The organism is Exiguobacterium sp. PvP048, from assembly GCF_040549175.1.
GTDB lineage: Bacteria > Bacillota > Bacilli > Exiguobacteriales > Exiguobacteriaceae > Exiguobacterium_A > Exiguobacterium_A artemiae.
The window spans coordinates 30,912-43,614 of the sequence record NZ_JBEPSU010000003.1; the positions used below are offsets into that span (position 1 = coordinate 30,912).

Genomic DNA, 12,703 nt, shown 5'->3' on the forward strand with positions numbered 1-12,703 from the left:
GCAGGAGGTGCCACGGAATGGTTCAATTCATGAAAATGACAGAAGCGGCCTATGCTGCATACTTACCGGAAGCCATTAAGGAATATGCCGAAGAGAAGGTCAAGGCCGGAACATGGGCAGAGGTAGAAGCGCTTGACCGGTCAGCCGCCGAGTACGGCCAATTATTACCGGACGGTATCCAGACGAAACAGCATTATCTGTTTTCGATCGTTGACGATCCCGAACAGCCGCCGGTCGGTATGATTTGGTTTCAATTAAGTGAATCGACGCACGGTCGAACCGCCTTTATCTTTGATTTCAAAATCGAAGAAGGTCATCAAGGGAAAGGGTACGGACGGCAAGCGATGGAAGTACTGGAGCAGGTCGCCCGACGGATGAACATTAAAAAAATCAAATTACATGTCTTTGCGCATAACACGCGGGCGATTCATCTTTATGAGACAACCGGATTCGTCACGACGGATTTACATATGACGAAAACCTTGAACTGACAAACAAACACCTCTGTTGTCCAAAATGGACGACAGAGGTGTTTGTTGTCTTCAGCGCCACGTCTGAAGGGTATTTGCGAACTGGATATCCGTTTCAAGTTCGCCATGAATGTGTGTGGACGAAAAGTCGTTTCCGGCCAGCCAATCTTTAAAATCAAACGTAACCGGCTCTTGATCACTGCCGAGAGCGAACCAGACTTTCATGTCGGTCGGGAAATAGGCTGACGTATGAATCGTGCCTGCCCAGTGACTGTACAACTCGGAGAAGACCCCTTTATCGGAATCGTTTAACAGACGGAATGCCGATTCCGCATCCTGAATCAAATGCTGGTGCGTCTTCAGTTCCATCATCCGGCGTTTTGAATCGTCGAGATGGAACCGATTTTCGTGTTGCAGCAGATCAAAATGATTCGTACAGAGATTCGTCTCCCGGACTTCAATGTCGCGGGCTGTCGCCTCGATGACGAATGACCGGTTCGACCGGTCATGAACGACATAACTGAAGGATCCGCGGTGCGGCATCTCTTTGACAAGTGATATCGCATCTTCGACCGACGTACACGTCTCGAGGATGATTCGCCCGATCATGAAACTGACGAAGCCGTCGCCCGGACGGCGCCGGTTGATGAAGTTGTAGCCCATCGCTAGACCATGTTCGTTCATCCCGTCCATTCGCCCGGTGACACGGGACGCCGGGCCGATGATGGCGGAACCGCCATCCGTCGGTTGAAAGACAGAGAAGCGTCCATCGTACGTCATCGGATGATAATCATAATTACGGACGAGGAAGTTATCGCCCGTCATGATGGAACAGCCGCTGCTCGGTCCTTCGACGCGGTAATGGCCAAAATGAAGCAACGTATCGGCGAGCGATAATTCGAGCTCATCCTGTAAGCCGAGTAACTCATCCCAGATATACGGGGCGTAGCGGAGAAACATCTCTTTTGTTTCGGCCGGATCGACCTGAAAACGGGGAACCCGGATTTTCCAGTTATCTTCACGGTTATGCAACAGTTCGTTGCGTTTGACGTAACGGCCCTGTTCGCGACCGAACTCATAGTGCGTGCCGCGGAACTGCGTAATTTCGTTTGAGACAGACTGCACAGCGTTCACTCCTTTTGTTTCTGTATGATTCTGATTATATCGAATCTGCCACGACCTGTCGTAAACCAGGGCTTAGTACAACACATCCGGAATATGAAAAATGAGAAAAGACTGAATCATTTGTGGAACTGACCGATAAACAGGTGGGAGGGGTCTACATAATGAAAAATTTATCAGTACGGAAAAAGATTCAACTGTTGATTGCGACGGCCATCGTCGCGATGATTTTATTAGCCAGTGCAGGACTCTATTTTTTAAATCAGATGTCAAATGCCTCGTAGGCGATGTATAAGGAAAATCTGATTCCGGTCCAGGAAGTGGCGCAAATCCGGATTGATACACGGGCGCTTGATTCGTTCCTCGTCGAAATGATGCTGACGAAAGATCCGGCCCGTATTGAAGAATTGGGGGCACGAATCGATCAACGGCAAGCGCAAATCCGTTCTTCCCTCAACAAATTCGAACGTACATCTGTACCGACGAAACAATCAGAAAAACAAGTCGAGAACTTAAAGGATAGTGTCTTGGCATATGATAACGGCTTGAGCACGATTCAGGATCTGGTCACACAGGGAGATAAGGAACAGGGCTACCGCTTCTATTCGGAAAGTCTCGAGAAAACACGGGACGAAGTCGCCAATACGGCGAAGAGTCTGATGATGTCAATGACAAAACAGTCGAAAGACATCAACGCACTGAACCAACAGGAAAAGCAGACTGCTTTTTACATCATGCTCGGGATTTTCCTGCTCGCCTTGTTATTGTTTGCCGGTCTTGCACTCTATATCACGCGTCTGATCACCAAACCAATCCGTTCGCTGCAAGGCTGGATGAAGCAGTCGGGTGAAGGTGATTTGACGGTCCGCGGAGACTACGTTTCCAAAGACGAGCTCGGACAATTGACGACGTCGTTTAATACGATGACGGAGCAACTTCATCACGTCATCATCGAAATGACGGATACGTCGAAACACGTTGCGACAGCATCGGACGAATTAAGTACGAATGCGGAAGCGACGACAAAAGCGACGGAAATGGTCGCCGTGACGATGGAAGAAATCGCAAGCGGGGCCAGCCAGCAATTGAACCAGGTGTCCGGGGCATCGCGGACTGTCCAGGACTTAACGTCCGGTGTCAGTCAGGTCGCCGGGAATGCCCAACAGATGACGGATGCGACGGGTGATGCGATGGACAAGGTCACCCACGGCGGTCAGGTCGTCCGCCAGCTCGGACAGCAGATGGAACGGATCAACACCGACTTTACGGAACTCGGTCACGTCATCGTCGGACTCGGCAACCGGTCGCAGGAAATCGGACAAATCACCGATTCGATCACGGGTATTGCGGCGCAGACGAACCTGCTCGCACTGAACGCGGCAATCGAAGCAGCGAGAGCCGGAGAACAAGGGCGCGGATTTGCTGTCGTCGCTGCCGAAGTCAAGACGCTCGCTGAACAATCGGCACTAGCCGCGAAACAAATCGAGAGTTTGATTCAAGTCATTCAACAAGAAACGGAACAGTCCGTCGTTTCGATGGAAAAAGTCACGACGGAAATGACGAACGGCATTCAGGTTGCCGGCGAAGCGAGTGCTTCATTTGAAGCAATCGAACGGTCCATTAGTGATGTGACGGGGCAAGTCGAAGAAGTGTCCGGTGCCGTTCAGGAAATGGCGGCCGGTAGTGAACAGATTTCCGCAATCATGCGGGAGATTCAAGGTGTGACGGAAAGTACGGCCGCCGGAACGGAAAATATTTCGGCTTCGACGGAAGAACAGATGGCTTCAATGCAGGAAATCTCGTCCGCGTCGCAATCACTGGCGACCATGGCAGAAGACCTAAAACGGTTGTCGAGCCGTTTTAACGTCTAATAAATCAGACAGGTACCTAAAAACAGGTATCTGTTTTTTTAATGGAAAAAGCAGGTATTTGAGGTGGTGAACAGTAATAGGTAGAAAAAGCGATTAAGGGAGGTTACGGATATGGGACCACATGAAATCATTGAATGGATTTTATATGGAATATTCGGTTTGATTGTGCTTCCAATTGTCGTGTTCGGCTTTGTGAAGACGGGAAAAAAACGGATGTTGGCTTTGATGACGGCAGGAGTGCTCTGTCTGATGTTCGGCAGTTTTTTAATGAGCCAGCCGGATGACGAAGACATCAAAGCGCAGATTCAGGAAAACGTGGCAGCCGTCAAACCATATCTTGCGAAAGAGTTTCCAGGCGAAAAGTGGACCATCTCAACCGTTCCTTTTCAAAAAGACGAATATCAGCACGTTAATCCTTATTTCATAACCGTTGTTTTTCAAAATGAACCGGATGCTGCGTATGAGTACAATGTTAATCGCAACGGACGCGTCGAACTGGTCGGGTTTTCCAGTAAAAGTGATTACCATGAGTTTAACCACTTGGAAAAATGAAAAGAATCAAAAAAACAGCCCACCGCGAGGCGGAACTGTTTCAAACATCCGTTCAGGACGTCAGCGTTTTTCCTTTGGAAGACGATAGCGACGACATCGTTTTGACGGCGAAGAAGGCAATCAAACCGAACCCGACCTTGTTCGTTAAATCGGCAAAGTTGTAAATCAATTCGCGGACGAGCTGGATTTCAACTCCCGGCGCAAACAACGTGACAGCGTAACCGATCGGATAGATGGCCCAACCGATCAGGATGAACAACCGCATTTTCAGAAGAGCATCGCGAATTGGAGCCGGTTTGTTTTCCGCAGCTTTCGTGACATTCGTAAACAGCAGATAGATGATATAGATCCAGGCGAAACATCCAATCAGATACGACCACAGTCCGAGTTGCGTGAAACCGCCGGCGATGTTGATTGAGGATTCGCCGATGTAGCCGCCGACAATCATGATCACGTCAGCGATTACGAGTTTCGTCAGCAAGGGCCGGCCGAGCCGACCTTTCAGACCGAGCAACAATGGAAACTTGACTAGCAACAGAGGCGTCGTGACGAGCCAGTCGATATAACGGATTTCTGTTGGAAAACCGTCGATTTCTGACAACAGACCGGACGTTCCGACGGCATCTTTCATAAAGTAATAATGAATGGCCGCGACAAAGGTGACGAGTGCAGCGACGGTAGCGGTGGAGCGGTATTCCGGTGCCAGTGAATTCCGTTCGACTAAAAAGTAGAGTGTCCCGGCGGCCATTCCGACGAATCCGACCCAAAACATATACTGCGTGGCAAGAACGAGTAAATTGACTTCTTCCATGATCAGTCACTCCTTCATTACACAAAACACGCGTTTCTATACATTTAGTATAGGACGACACTGGCAACAACGAAGTGCTTCAACCGTTGCGTGATGTGCGGTGAGGTACTGAAAAGACACAAGTTAGACGAAAGATTCAAACCGAAACCAAGACATCAAAACTGGAGGAATCAATATGCCTTTTCCCACTTTAGAAACATCCCGTCTCGCACTGGTGGAAGTAACACCGGAACACGCTTCGTCACTCTTTCATATCTTATCGAACGAAACCGTCACCCGCTTTTACGGAATGGATCCGCTTCGTGAACAAAACGATGCGTTGAACATCATAGGGTCTTTCAAACAGACGTATGACACGCAACAAGGCATTCGTTGGGGTATCCTGATCCGTGACAGCGGGACGTTTATCGGGACGCTTGGTCTGAATCACCTCAGCCTGTACAGCAAAAAGGCGGAGATCGGCTTTGAACTTGATCCTGCGCACTGGCGGCGTGGTTATGCAGCAGAAGCGATTCAAGCTGTGTTGGAATATGCCTTCGAGACACTGGCATTACACCGGATGGGTGCCGTGACATTTTTAGAAAACGAGGCATCCGTTCAACTGTTAAAACGACTCGGATTCGAAGAGGAAGGGATTTTGCGTGGTTATCTTTATCAAGACGGCTCGTCGCACGATGGACGAATTTTTTCATTGCTGCAACCAGATTATCAGTTGATGGTACGGGAACAACACGCACAGGAAAAACCGGTATGAAAGTGAACCGGATTGATCATGTCAGTATCAACGTACTGAGTTTAGTGGAAGTGACACATTTTTTCGTCAGCCTGGGATTCGTCGTAAAAGGTGAATGGGAATCGTCCGCACCGCAACTCGACCGGATTACCGGTCTGCGTAACGTCAAGACTTCATGTGCCGCTCTCGGCGTACCCGACGGAGAGACGTGGCTTGAACTCGTTCAATATCAGAATCCAGTCGATACTGGTCAATCATCAAACGAAGTTCACGCGGCAGGTCTTCGTCATCTTTGTCTCAATGTCGAGTCGCTTGACGCGATGATGACAATCGTGAACGAGCAGGGCTATACTTCAATCAGTCCGGCAGAGCAGTTTGGAGAAACGTACCGAATTTGTTATGTCAGGGGACCGGAAGGCATCATACTGGAAATAGCAGAAAACTATCTTAAACTAAAGGAGGGAAAAGATGTTTCGTAATTCAAAAGGCAGCACGCAAGTCTGGCTCAATGATCTTGGTGTTTGTTTATTCGTCCTGATCGGTCTGACGCTTGCGACGTATCCTGTCGTCATCACGGCATCTGGACGGTTGATGTACGATGAATCAATCTGGCTGAGTACAACGGAAATGAACAAATTCATCACCTTTTATTTTTCTGCATTTTTTGCCTATTTTTTAATCGTAAATCAATTGTATCCCCGTTTTAATAGACGTCAGCTAAAAAAAGACTTGAATAACAAAGAGGTTATATAATAAATTGGTTATATAGAGAAAATCGTCAGTCTGAACGTGTCGGCTGACGATTTTCCCGTTGAAGCTCAATCCGGAAAGGAGGAATTGACTTGATTCGTACGGCGAACCCTGTCGAAGAGATGAGCCAGTTCTTGAAACTGCTCAGTGACAGTACACGTCTTGAAGTGTTGCGTCGGTTGCATGCCCGGGAACATTGTGTCTGTGATTTTGTCGAAATGTTTGATATCTCACAACCCGCCGTCAGCCGTCACTTAAAATTGTTGCGTCAAGCACAGGTGATTTTGGAACGGCGTGAACGGCAATGGATTTATTTCCGATTGAATCCGGATCATCCGCAACATGACTTGTTGTTGACGATCTTAAACTCGATGGAACCATTACCAGTTTCTTTACCAAAGAGTTGCTGAGTTTTAAGTAAATAAACAGAGCTGATACATAACGGAAATGTTATGTAAGAAAAAATGTATTTAGCCGTTGTAAAACAGAGGAAAAAATTAATCAAGAAATGAAGTGAACGCATTGACCGGAACACATCTACTTGCGATCGGGATTTTCCTGATCACCTTATTTTTAATCATCAAACAACCAAAAGGTCTAGGCATCGGCTACTCCGCGATAGGAATGGCATTGATTGCCTTACTGACCGGCGCAGTGAATCTGGATGATGTCTCGACGGTTTGGGGCATCATCTGGAACGCAACCTTTACCTTCATCGCCCTGATCATCATCTCGTTGATTTTGGACGAAATCGGCTTCTTCGAATGGGCGGCGCTTCACATGGCACGTATCGCAAAAGGCGGCGGCGTCAAACTGTTTGTTTACCTGACATTGCTCGGCGCACTCGTATCCGCCTTGTTTGCGAACGACGGGGCTGCCTTGATCCTGACACCGATTGTTCTTGCCATAGTCCGCTACTTAAAATTACCGGACTACGTCGTTTTGGCGTACGTGTTTGCGTCCGGCTTCATTGCCGATACGGCGAGTCTGCCGTTCGTCGTCTCCAACCTCGTCAATATCGTCTCGGCCGACTTCTTTGACATCGGTTTTACGGAATATGCCTCACGGATGGTCTTCGTGAACGTCTTTTCCGTCATCGGCAGTCTGCTTGTGTTGTATCTTTACTTCCGCAAAAGTATTCCGAAGACCTACGACGTGACGCAACTTGTCGCACCGAGCACGGCAATTAAGGATCAGCGGATGTTCAAGTTATCGTGGCTGGTTCTCGTGCTGCTTGTCGTCGGCTACTTCACGAGTGACTTCATCGGCATTCCGGTCAGTCTCGTTGCCGGCGTCATCGCCTTGTTCTTCCTGTTGATGGCGCGTCGTTCACCTAGTGTGCCGACGAAAAAAGTCATCGCCGGTGCACCGTGGGCGATCGTCTTCTTCTCGCTCGGAATGTATATCGTTGTTTATGGTCTGCAAAATGCCGGGTTGACGCAAGTGCTTGCCGAAGTCATCGACGGTTTTGCGACGACGCTTGCCGGTGCGACGTTCGGGATGGGCTTCCTCGCCGCCATTCTGTCATCGATTATGAACAATATGCCGACCGTCATGATTGATGCCCTGGCAATCGAGCACAGTCAGACGACCGGCATCATCCGTGAAGCCTTGATTTATGCCAATGTCATCGGTTCCGATTTAGGTCCGAAGATTACACCGATCGGCAGTCTGGCAACACTGCTGTGGTTGCATGTCTTACGCTCGAAAGGTGTCAGAATCGGCTGGGGACAATACTTTAAAATCGGTACGATCCTGACGATTCCAACGCTTGCGATTACGTTGCTCGGATTGTACATCAGCTTGTTACTTTATTAATTTTCAGGAGGACACTTACATGAAATTGTTGATCATTGGTTCAGTTGCCGCCGGAACATCGGTCGGTGCAAAAGCACGCCGGAACAGTGAAGATTTACAGATTACGATTTATGACCGCGATCAGGACATCTCCTATTCCGGTTGCGGGATTCCGTACTTCGTCGGCGGTGAGATTGCCGACATCGACGAATTGACACCGCGCGATGCCGCATTCTTCAAAAAACGTTATAACATCGACATCCACACAAGACACGAAGTCGAATCGATTGATCACGCAACGAAAACGGCGACCATCGTTAATCTGGCGACCGGTGATCGGTTGACGGATACGTACGATACGCTGGTGCTTGCGACCGGTGCATCAAGCATCGTTCCGCCCTTACAGGGTGTCGATCACGACAACGTCTTCACGGTGCGCAATGTCCGGAATGCCGATGCGATCCGCTCATACATCGACGTCCATAATCCAAAAACGGCAACGATTGTCGGCGGCGGTTTCATCGGTCTTGAGATGGCCGAGCAACTGTCATACCGCGGGATTCAGGTGACACTCGTCGAACGTTTGCCGCAAGTCATGCCACCGCTTGACCGTGACATGGCAGAACGGGTTGCTGATCATTTAAGAGATAAAGGCGTCTCACTGTTGCTCGGAGAATCGGTGACGGCATTAAACGGGACGGAGCGGGTCACGGACATCGCCCTTGAAAGTGGCAAATCAATTGCGACAGAGCTCGTCATCCTGTCAGTCGGGGTCAAACCGAATACGGAGCTCGCCAAACAGATCGGCGTTGGGCTTGGTCAGACAGGCGCAATCGCCGTCAACCGGAAGATGCAGACGAACGTGGCAGATATCTATGCCGTCGGTGACGTCGCGGAAAGTTTCTACGTCATTACCGGAGAAGCGATTTATCGTCCGCTCGGCTCGACCGCCAACAAGATGGGCCGGATTGCCGGGATGGTCATCACCGGGGAAGAAGCGGAACACCGCGGAATTCTTGGAACCGGCATCTTCAAAGCGTTTGATCTGACGGTCGCCCAAACCGGCTTGACGGAAAAAGAAGCGCGGGAAGCCGGATACGACATCGAAGTTCTCCACAATATTAAACCGGATCGTCCGGAATATATGGGTGGAAAAGAAATGACGATCAAGGCGATTGCCGACCGGGCGACAGGACGGGTCCTTGGCGCACAAATCGTTGGTCCGCAAGGGGTCGACAAACGGATTGATGTCCTCGCGACAGCGATTACGTTCAAGGCAAAAGCAGAAGATCTGTTCCACCTTGATCTTGCCTATGCGCCGCCGTTTGCGACAACAAAGGATCCGGTGCTCTATACCGGAATGGCACTCGACAATGCGATTAAAAAAACAGCCCGTCTGATGACACCAAATGAGTTGATCGAACAGGTCGCCGGCGGCAAGTCGTTCCAAATCATCGATACCCGTTCGAAAGCCCAGTTCGAAAAAAATCACGTCGACGGCGCGATTCATATCCCGCTCGGTGAACTGCGGACACGGGCGAAGGAACTCGATCCGACGTTGCCGACGATTGTTTACTGTAACAAAGGGGTGACCGGGAACGCCGCACAAAACGTGCTCAAAAACCTAGGTTTTACGGATGTCTGTAACTTATCCGGCGGTAATAAAAACTATCAACATTGCAAAAAGTGTCTGACCGAGTAATGGTCCGATGACAAAAAGCGGTTCTTCTTCGCAGAAGAGCCGCTTTTTTTACTGTGCATACCGGTAAGTATGCTCAATCCGTTGACGGATGCTGTCCGGCAAGGAAGCAGCGAGTGCGGTTTGTAACCGTTCCGGCGCGTCGAGCGGGTGAGACTGCCAGTAGTCTTCAAGGAGACGGACTTTGGATTCGCGTCCCGGCATCAATAGATAGAAGACGTACCAATCCTCAAGATGCATGAACGGATAGCGTTGTCCACCGAAACTGACCTGTTCCGTCATAGCCGTCTCATCAAAAATGAATGAAAAAACGCCTGCTTTATGTTGAATTTTGAAATCGACGATGAGATCCAGTTCAACGCTTCCAATCGTGTATTCTTCAAACCGGCGTGTCAAAAAAACTCCTTTATCTTGAGACGGCTGTTGTTTACCGAACTGCTTCAAAATCCGTTCAGCCACAGCGAAATCGTCCGGATGAAAGAGCAAATCCACATCGTTTGGATGCTCCACCAACCCATGGTGGGCGAGGAGAACCGAACCACCAATGCCCCATCTGACGTGAGCAGAGGCAAAGAGTGGGGAAAGGAGAGAAATCACGGATTCAATCATTTAAAATTCCTCCTGTGCAAACTATTGATTCTGTGAAATTACATTCAGCTTAGCAAACAAGCGCACTGAAATGAATCATTTTTTGGTCATCACCACTGTATGCTCAGGATAGGATTTCCGAAGACGTTTAAGCGACCTACTCAAATCCAACTCCGGTACTACACAAGGAGTTCATCGATTCGGATGAACTCCTTTTTAGTATGGATCAAATTTATCGTTTGAAAATAAAAAGACCAAAAGTGTTCCTTTTTGAAACCAATGGTGCTAGACTGTGGATATTCAAAACAGGACAGGATGTTGAGAAAGAAACAGTTCTCAACAGAAAGGTGGAAGAAATAAATGAAAATGAGTCTACGAGAACAGTGGTTCTCAAATATCAGAGGTGATGTGTTGGCAGGCATCGTTGTCGCCCTGGCGTTAATTCCGGAGGCGATTGCCTTTTCGATCATCGCCGGAGTCGATCCGATGGTCGGATTATACGCTTCGTTTTGTATCGCTGTCATCATTGCCTTTGTTGGTGGCCGGCCGGGGATGATTTCAGCAGCGACCGGTGCGATGGCCCTGTTGATGGTTCCGCTCGTCAAGGAGCACGGACTCGATTATCTGCTTGCTGCAACGATCTTAACCGGAGTCATTCAAATTCTCTTTGGGGTCTTCAAGATTGCACGAGTCATGAAATTCATTCCGCGTGCCGTCATGATCGGGTTCGTCAATGCACTGGCGATTCTGATTTTTATGGCCCAAGTCCCGCATTTCATCGGGATTTCCACGATGACGTACGTCTTCGTCGCCATTACGCTGACAATTGTCTATCTGTTACCGCGTTTTCTTAAAACGATTCCGGCACCACTGATTGCAATCATCGTGCTGACGATTGCGGCGATTTATTTAAACGTCGATTTACGGACGGTCGGTGATCTCGGAACGATTCAACGGTCGTTACCGTCGTTTTTCTTGCCGGACGTCCCATTGAACTTCGAGACACTTCAAATTATTTTCCCGTATTCACTGGCACTCGCGATTGTCGGATTACTTGAATCATTGCTGACGGCGACGATCGTCGACGATATGACGGGCACGGAAAGTGAAAAAAACAAGGAAGCCCGCGGGCAGGGGATTGCGAACTTCATCACCGGATTTTTTGGCGGAATGGCGGGTTGCGCGATGATCGGTCAATCGGTCATCAACGTCAAGTCAGGAGGACGTGGGCGGCTGTCGACACTTATCGCCGGGCTGTTCCTGATGTTTTTGATCATCGTCCTCGGAAACTGGGTCGTTCAAATTCCGATGCCGGTTCTTGTCGGAATCATGATCATGGTCTCAATTGGCACGTTTGACTGGTCGTCGTTTACGTATCTCCGTAAAGCTCCGAAAGCCGATGCCTTCGTGATGCTCGCGACAGTCAGCATCGTCGTTGCCACACATGATCTGTCAATCGGCGTCATGGCAGGTGTCGTGTTAAGTGCCCTGTTCTTTGTCGCCAAAGTCTCGAAAATCAAGATCAAGCAACAGATAACGTCCGGAAAAACGGTATATACCGTCAAAGGTCCGTTATTCTTCGCGTCGGTTGATCATTTCATCGCTTCGTTTGATTATGAGGGGACGAACCAACAAATCCGGATTGATTTCAGCAGCACCCAAATTTGGGATGATTCGGCCGTCGGAGCGATTGACAAGGTGATGCTCCGCTTGATGGCGAATCAAAACAAAGTCGAACTGATCGGATTGAATCCGGAAAGTAAGAAACTGATTGATCGGTTGGCGGTTCATCAGGATCCGATCCCGAAAATTTCCACACATTGAGTTAAGGGGGAACGGTTATGTATCAACATATCTTATTAGCCGTCGACGGTTCGGACCATTCCGTCCGGGCGGCGGAAGAAGCAATTAAGATTGCCCGGCTCAGTCCGGACAGTCAGGTGGAAGTCGTTTTCGTCGCCGATTTTGGAAAAATTAAAGACGATGTCCTGCATACGAAAGGAACGGCAGGGCTTGAAGTGGCCCGCAGAAAAAGACTGGCACCGGTCGAAGAAAAGCTCGAAGCAGCAGATGTCTCCTATTACGTGACGATTCTTCGCGGTGAGCCGGGTCCGACAATTGTGGATCACGCCAATCAAAAGCAGGTCGATTTAACGATTATCGGCAGCCGGGGGTTAAACAGTCTGCAGGAAATGATGCTCGGTAGTGTCAGTCATAAGATTGCCAAACGCGTCAAATGTCCGGTTTTGATTGTGAAGTGACGAGTGAATCTTTTTCTGAAATCGCACATTAAAATGATTTATGTGTCTT

General features: G+C 49.0%; 14 protein-coding genes. 11 read left to right on the top strand and 3 right to left on the bottom strand.

The window, feature by feature from the left end; genetic code table 11:
* The first annotated feature begins 17 nt into the window (after positions 1–17).
* Positions 18–491, top strand: a complete 474-nt coding sequence (locus ABIC15_RS07850; RefSeq protein ID WP_354020381.1) for a GNAT family N-acetyltransferase — start codon at positions 18–20, stop codon at positions 489–491.
* A gap of 51 nt (positions 492–542) precedes the next feature.
* On the opposite strand, the gene ABIC15_RS07855 is transcribed toward ABIC15_RS07850, so the two are convergent.
* Entirely contained in the window at positions 543–1,595 is a 1,053-nt protein-coding gene (locus tag ABIC15_RS07855) for a C45 family autoproteolytic acyltransferase/hydrolase (protein WP_354020382.1), read from the bottom strand.
* 284 nt (positions 1,596–1,879) lie between these two features.
* Here ABIC15_RS07855 and ABIC15_RS07860 point away from each other — a divergent pair, with 284 nt between their 5' ends.
* Together ABIC15_RS07860 and ABIC15_RS07865 are read left to right on the top strand one after the other, a co-directional pair.
* Complete coding sequence (locus ABIC15_RS07860; protein ID WP_354020383.1) at positions 1,880–3,463, top strand: methyl-accepting chemotaxis protein; 1,584 nt, start codon at positions 1,880–1,882, stop codon at positions 3,461–3,463.
* A 111-nt stretch (positions 3,464–3,574) separates the two neighbouring features.
* Entirely contained in the window at positions 3,575–4,015 is a 441-nt protein-coding gene (locus tag ABIC15_RS07865; RefSeq protein ID WP_354020384.1) for a hypothetical protein, read from the top strand.
* 52 nt (positions 4,016–4,067) lie between these two features.
* Here ABIC15_RS07865 and ABIC15_RS07870 read toward each other — a convergent pair whose 3' ends face one another.
* Positions 4,068–4,826, bottom strand: coding sequence for a bacteriorhodopsin (locus ABIC15_RS07870; protein ID WP_012370306.1), 759 nt, complete (start codon positions 4,824–4,826; stop codon positions 4,068–4,070).
* Between the two features lie 175 nt (positions 4,827–5,001).
* Between ABIC15_RS07870 and ABIC15_RS07875 the strand changes: the two genes are divergently transcribed.
* The 6 genes from ABIC15_RS07875 (at position 5,002) to ABIC15_RS07900 (ending at position 9,808) form a co-directional block, all read left to right on the top strand.
* Positions 5,002–5,580 carry a GNAT family N-acetyltransferase gene (locus ABIC15_RS07875; protein WP_012370307.1) on the top strand — a complete coding sequence of 193 codons (579 nt, stop codon included), beginning with the start codon at positions 5,002–5,004 and terminating at the stop codon, positions 5,578–5,580.
* Positions 5,577–6,038, top strand: coding sequence for a VOC family protein (locus ABIC15_RS07880; protein WP_354020385.1), 462 nt, complete (start codon positions 5,577–5,579; stop codon positions 6,036–6,038). The genes ABIC15_RS07875 and ABIC15_RS07880 overlap by 4 nt, the downstream gene beginning before the upstream one ends.
* Positions 6,028–6,312: a hypothetical protein gene (locus tag ABIC15_RS07885; protein WP_012370309.1), complete on the top strand. Its 285-nt coding sequence runs from the start codon at positions 6,028–6,030 to the stop codon at positions 6,310–6,312. The genes ABIC15_RS07880 and ABIC15_RS07885 overlap by 11 nt, the downstream gene beginning before the upstream one ends.
* A gap of 89 nt (positions 6,313–6,401) precedes the next feature.
* Positions 6,402–6,719, top strand: a complete 318-nt coding sequence (locus tag ABIC15_RS07890) for an ArsR/SmtB family transcription factor (protein ID WP_012370310.1) — start codon at positions 6,402–6,404, stop codon at positions 6,717–6,719.
* 103 nt (positions 6,720–6,822) lie between these two features.
* Entirely contained in the window at positions 6,823–8,127 is a 1,305-nt protein-coding gene (locus ABIC15_RS07895; protein WP_012370311.1) for an arsenic transporter, read from the top strand.
* A gap of 19 nt (positions 8,128–8,146) precedes the next feature.
* Complete coding sequence (locus tag ABIC15_RS07900; RefSeq protein ID WP_354020386.1) at positions 8,147–9,808, top strand: FAD-dependent oxidoreductase; 1,662 nt, start codon at positions 8,147–8,149, stop codon at positions 9,806–9,808.
* A gap of 48 nt (positions 9,809–9,856) precedes the next feature.
* On the opposite strand, the gene ABIC15_RS07905 is transcribed toward ABIC15_RS07900, so the two are convergent.
* A complete protein-coding gene (locus ABIC15_RS07905; protein WP_012370313.1) occupies positions 9,857–10,414 on the bottom strand; it encodes a hypothetical protein in 558 nt (185 codons plus the stop codon).
* Positions 10,415–10,753: 339 nt separating this feature from the next.
* On the opposite strand from ABIC15_RS07905, the gene ABIC15_RS07910 reads away from it, so the two are divergent.
* The gene (locus ABIC15_RS07910; RefSeq protein WP_354020387.1) at positions 10,754–12,217 is read left to right on the top strand and encodes a SulP family inorganic anion transporter; all 1,464 of its coding nucleotides are present in this window, start codon (positions 10,754–10,756) and stop codon (positions 12,215–12,217) included.
* Positions 12,218–12,234: 17 nt separating this feature from the next.
* Positions 12,235–12,654 (top strand): universal stress protein, encoded by a 420-nt coding sequence (locus ABIC15_RS07915; protein WP_214849383.1) that lies wholly within the window; start codon positions 12,235–12,237, stop codon positions 12,652–12,654.
* The last annotated feature ends 49 nt before the right edge of the window (positions 12,655–12,703 follow it).

What these genes read in the sequence shown, in the direction of transcription:
- ABIC15_RS07850 (WP_354020381.1), top strand. Translation starts at nt 18, where the DNA reads ATGGTTCAATTCATGAAAATGACAGAAGCGGCCTATGCTGCATACTTA.
- ABIC15_RS07860 (WP_354020383.1), top strand. Translation starts at nt 1,880, where the DNA reads ATGTATAAGGAAAATCTGATTCCGGTCCAGGAAGTGGCGCAAATCCGG.
- ABIC15_RS07865 (WP_354020384.1), top strand. Translation starts at nt 3,575, where the DNA reads ATGGGACCACATGAAATCATTGAATGGATTTTATATGGAATATTCGGT.
- ABIC15_RS07870 (WP_012370306.1), bottom strand. Translation starts at nt 4,826, where the DNA reads ATGGAAGAAGTCAATTTACTCGTTCTTGCCACGCAGTATATGTTTTGG.
- ABIC15_RS07875 (WP_012370307.1), top strand. Translation starts at nt 5,002, where the DNA reads ATGCCTTTTCCCACTTTAGAAACATCCCGTCTCGCACTGGTGGAAGTA.
- ABIC15_RS07880 (WP_354020385.1), top strand. Translation starts at nt 5,577, where the DNA reads ATGAAAGTGAACCGGATTGATCATGTCAGTATCAACGTACTGAGTTTA.
- ABIC15_RS07885 (WP_012370309.1), top strand. Translation starts at nt 6,028, where the DNA reads ATGTTTCGTAATTCAAAAGGCAGCACGCAAGTCTGGCTCAATGATCTT.
- ABIC15_RS07900 (WP_354020386.1), top strand. Translation starts at nt 8,147, where the DNA reads ATGAAATTGTTGATCATTGGTTCAGTTGCCGCCGGAACATCGGTCGGT.
- ABIC15_RS07905 (WP_012370313.1), bottom strand. Translation starts at nt 10,414, where the DNA reads ATGATTGAATCCGTGATTTCTCTCCTTTCCCCACTCTTTGCCTCTGCT.
- ABIC15_RS07910 (WP_354020387.1), top strand. Translation starts at nt 10,754, where the DNA reads ATGAAAATGAGTCTACGAGAACAGTGGTTCTCAAATATCAGAGGTGAT.
- ABIC15_RS07915 (WP_214849383.1), top strand. Translation starts at nt 12,235, where the DNA reads ATGTATCAACATATCTTATTAGCCGTCGACGGTTCGGACCATTCCGTC.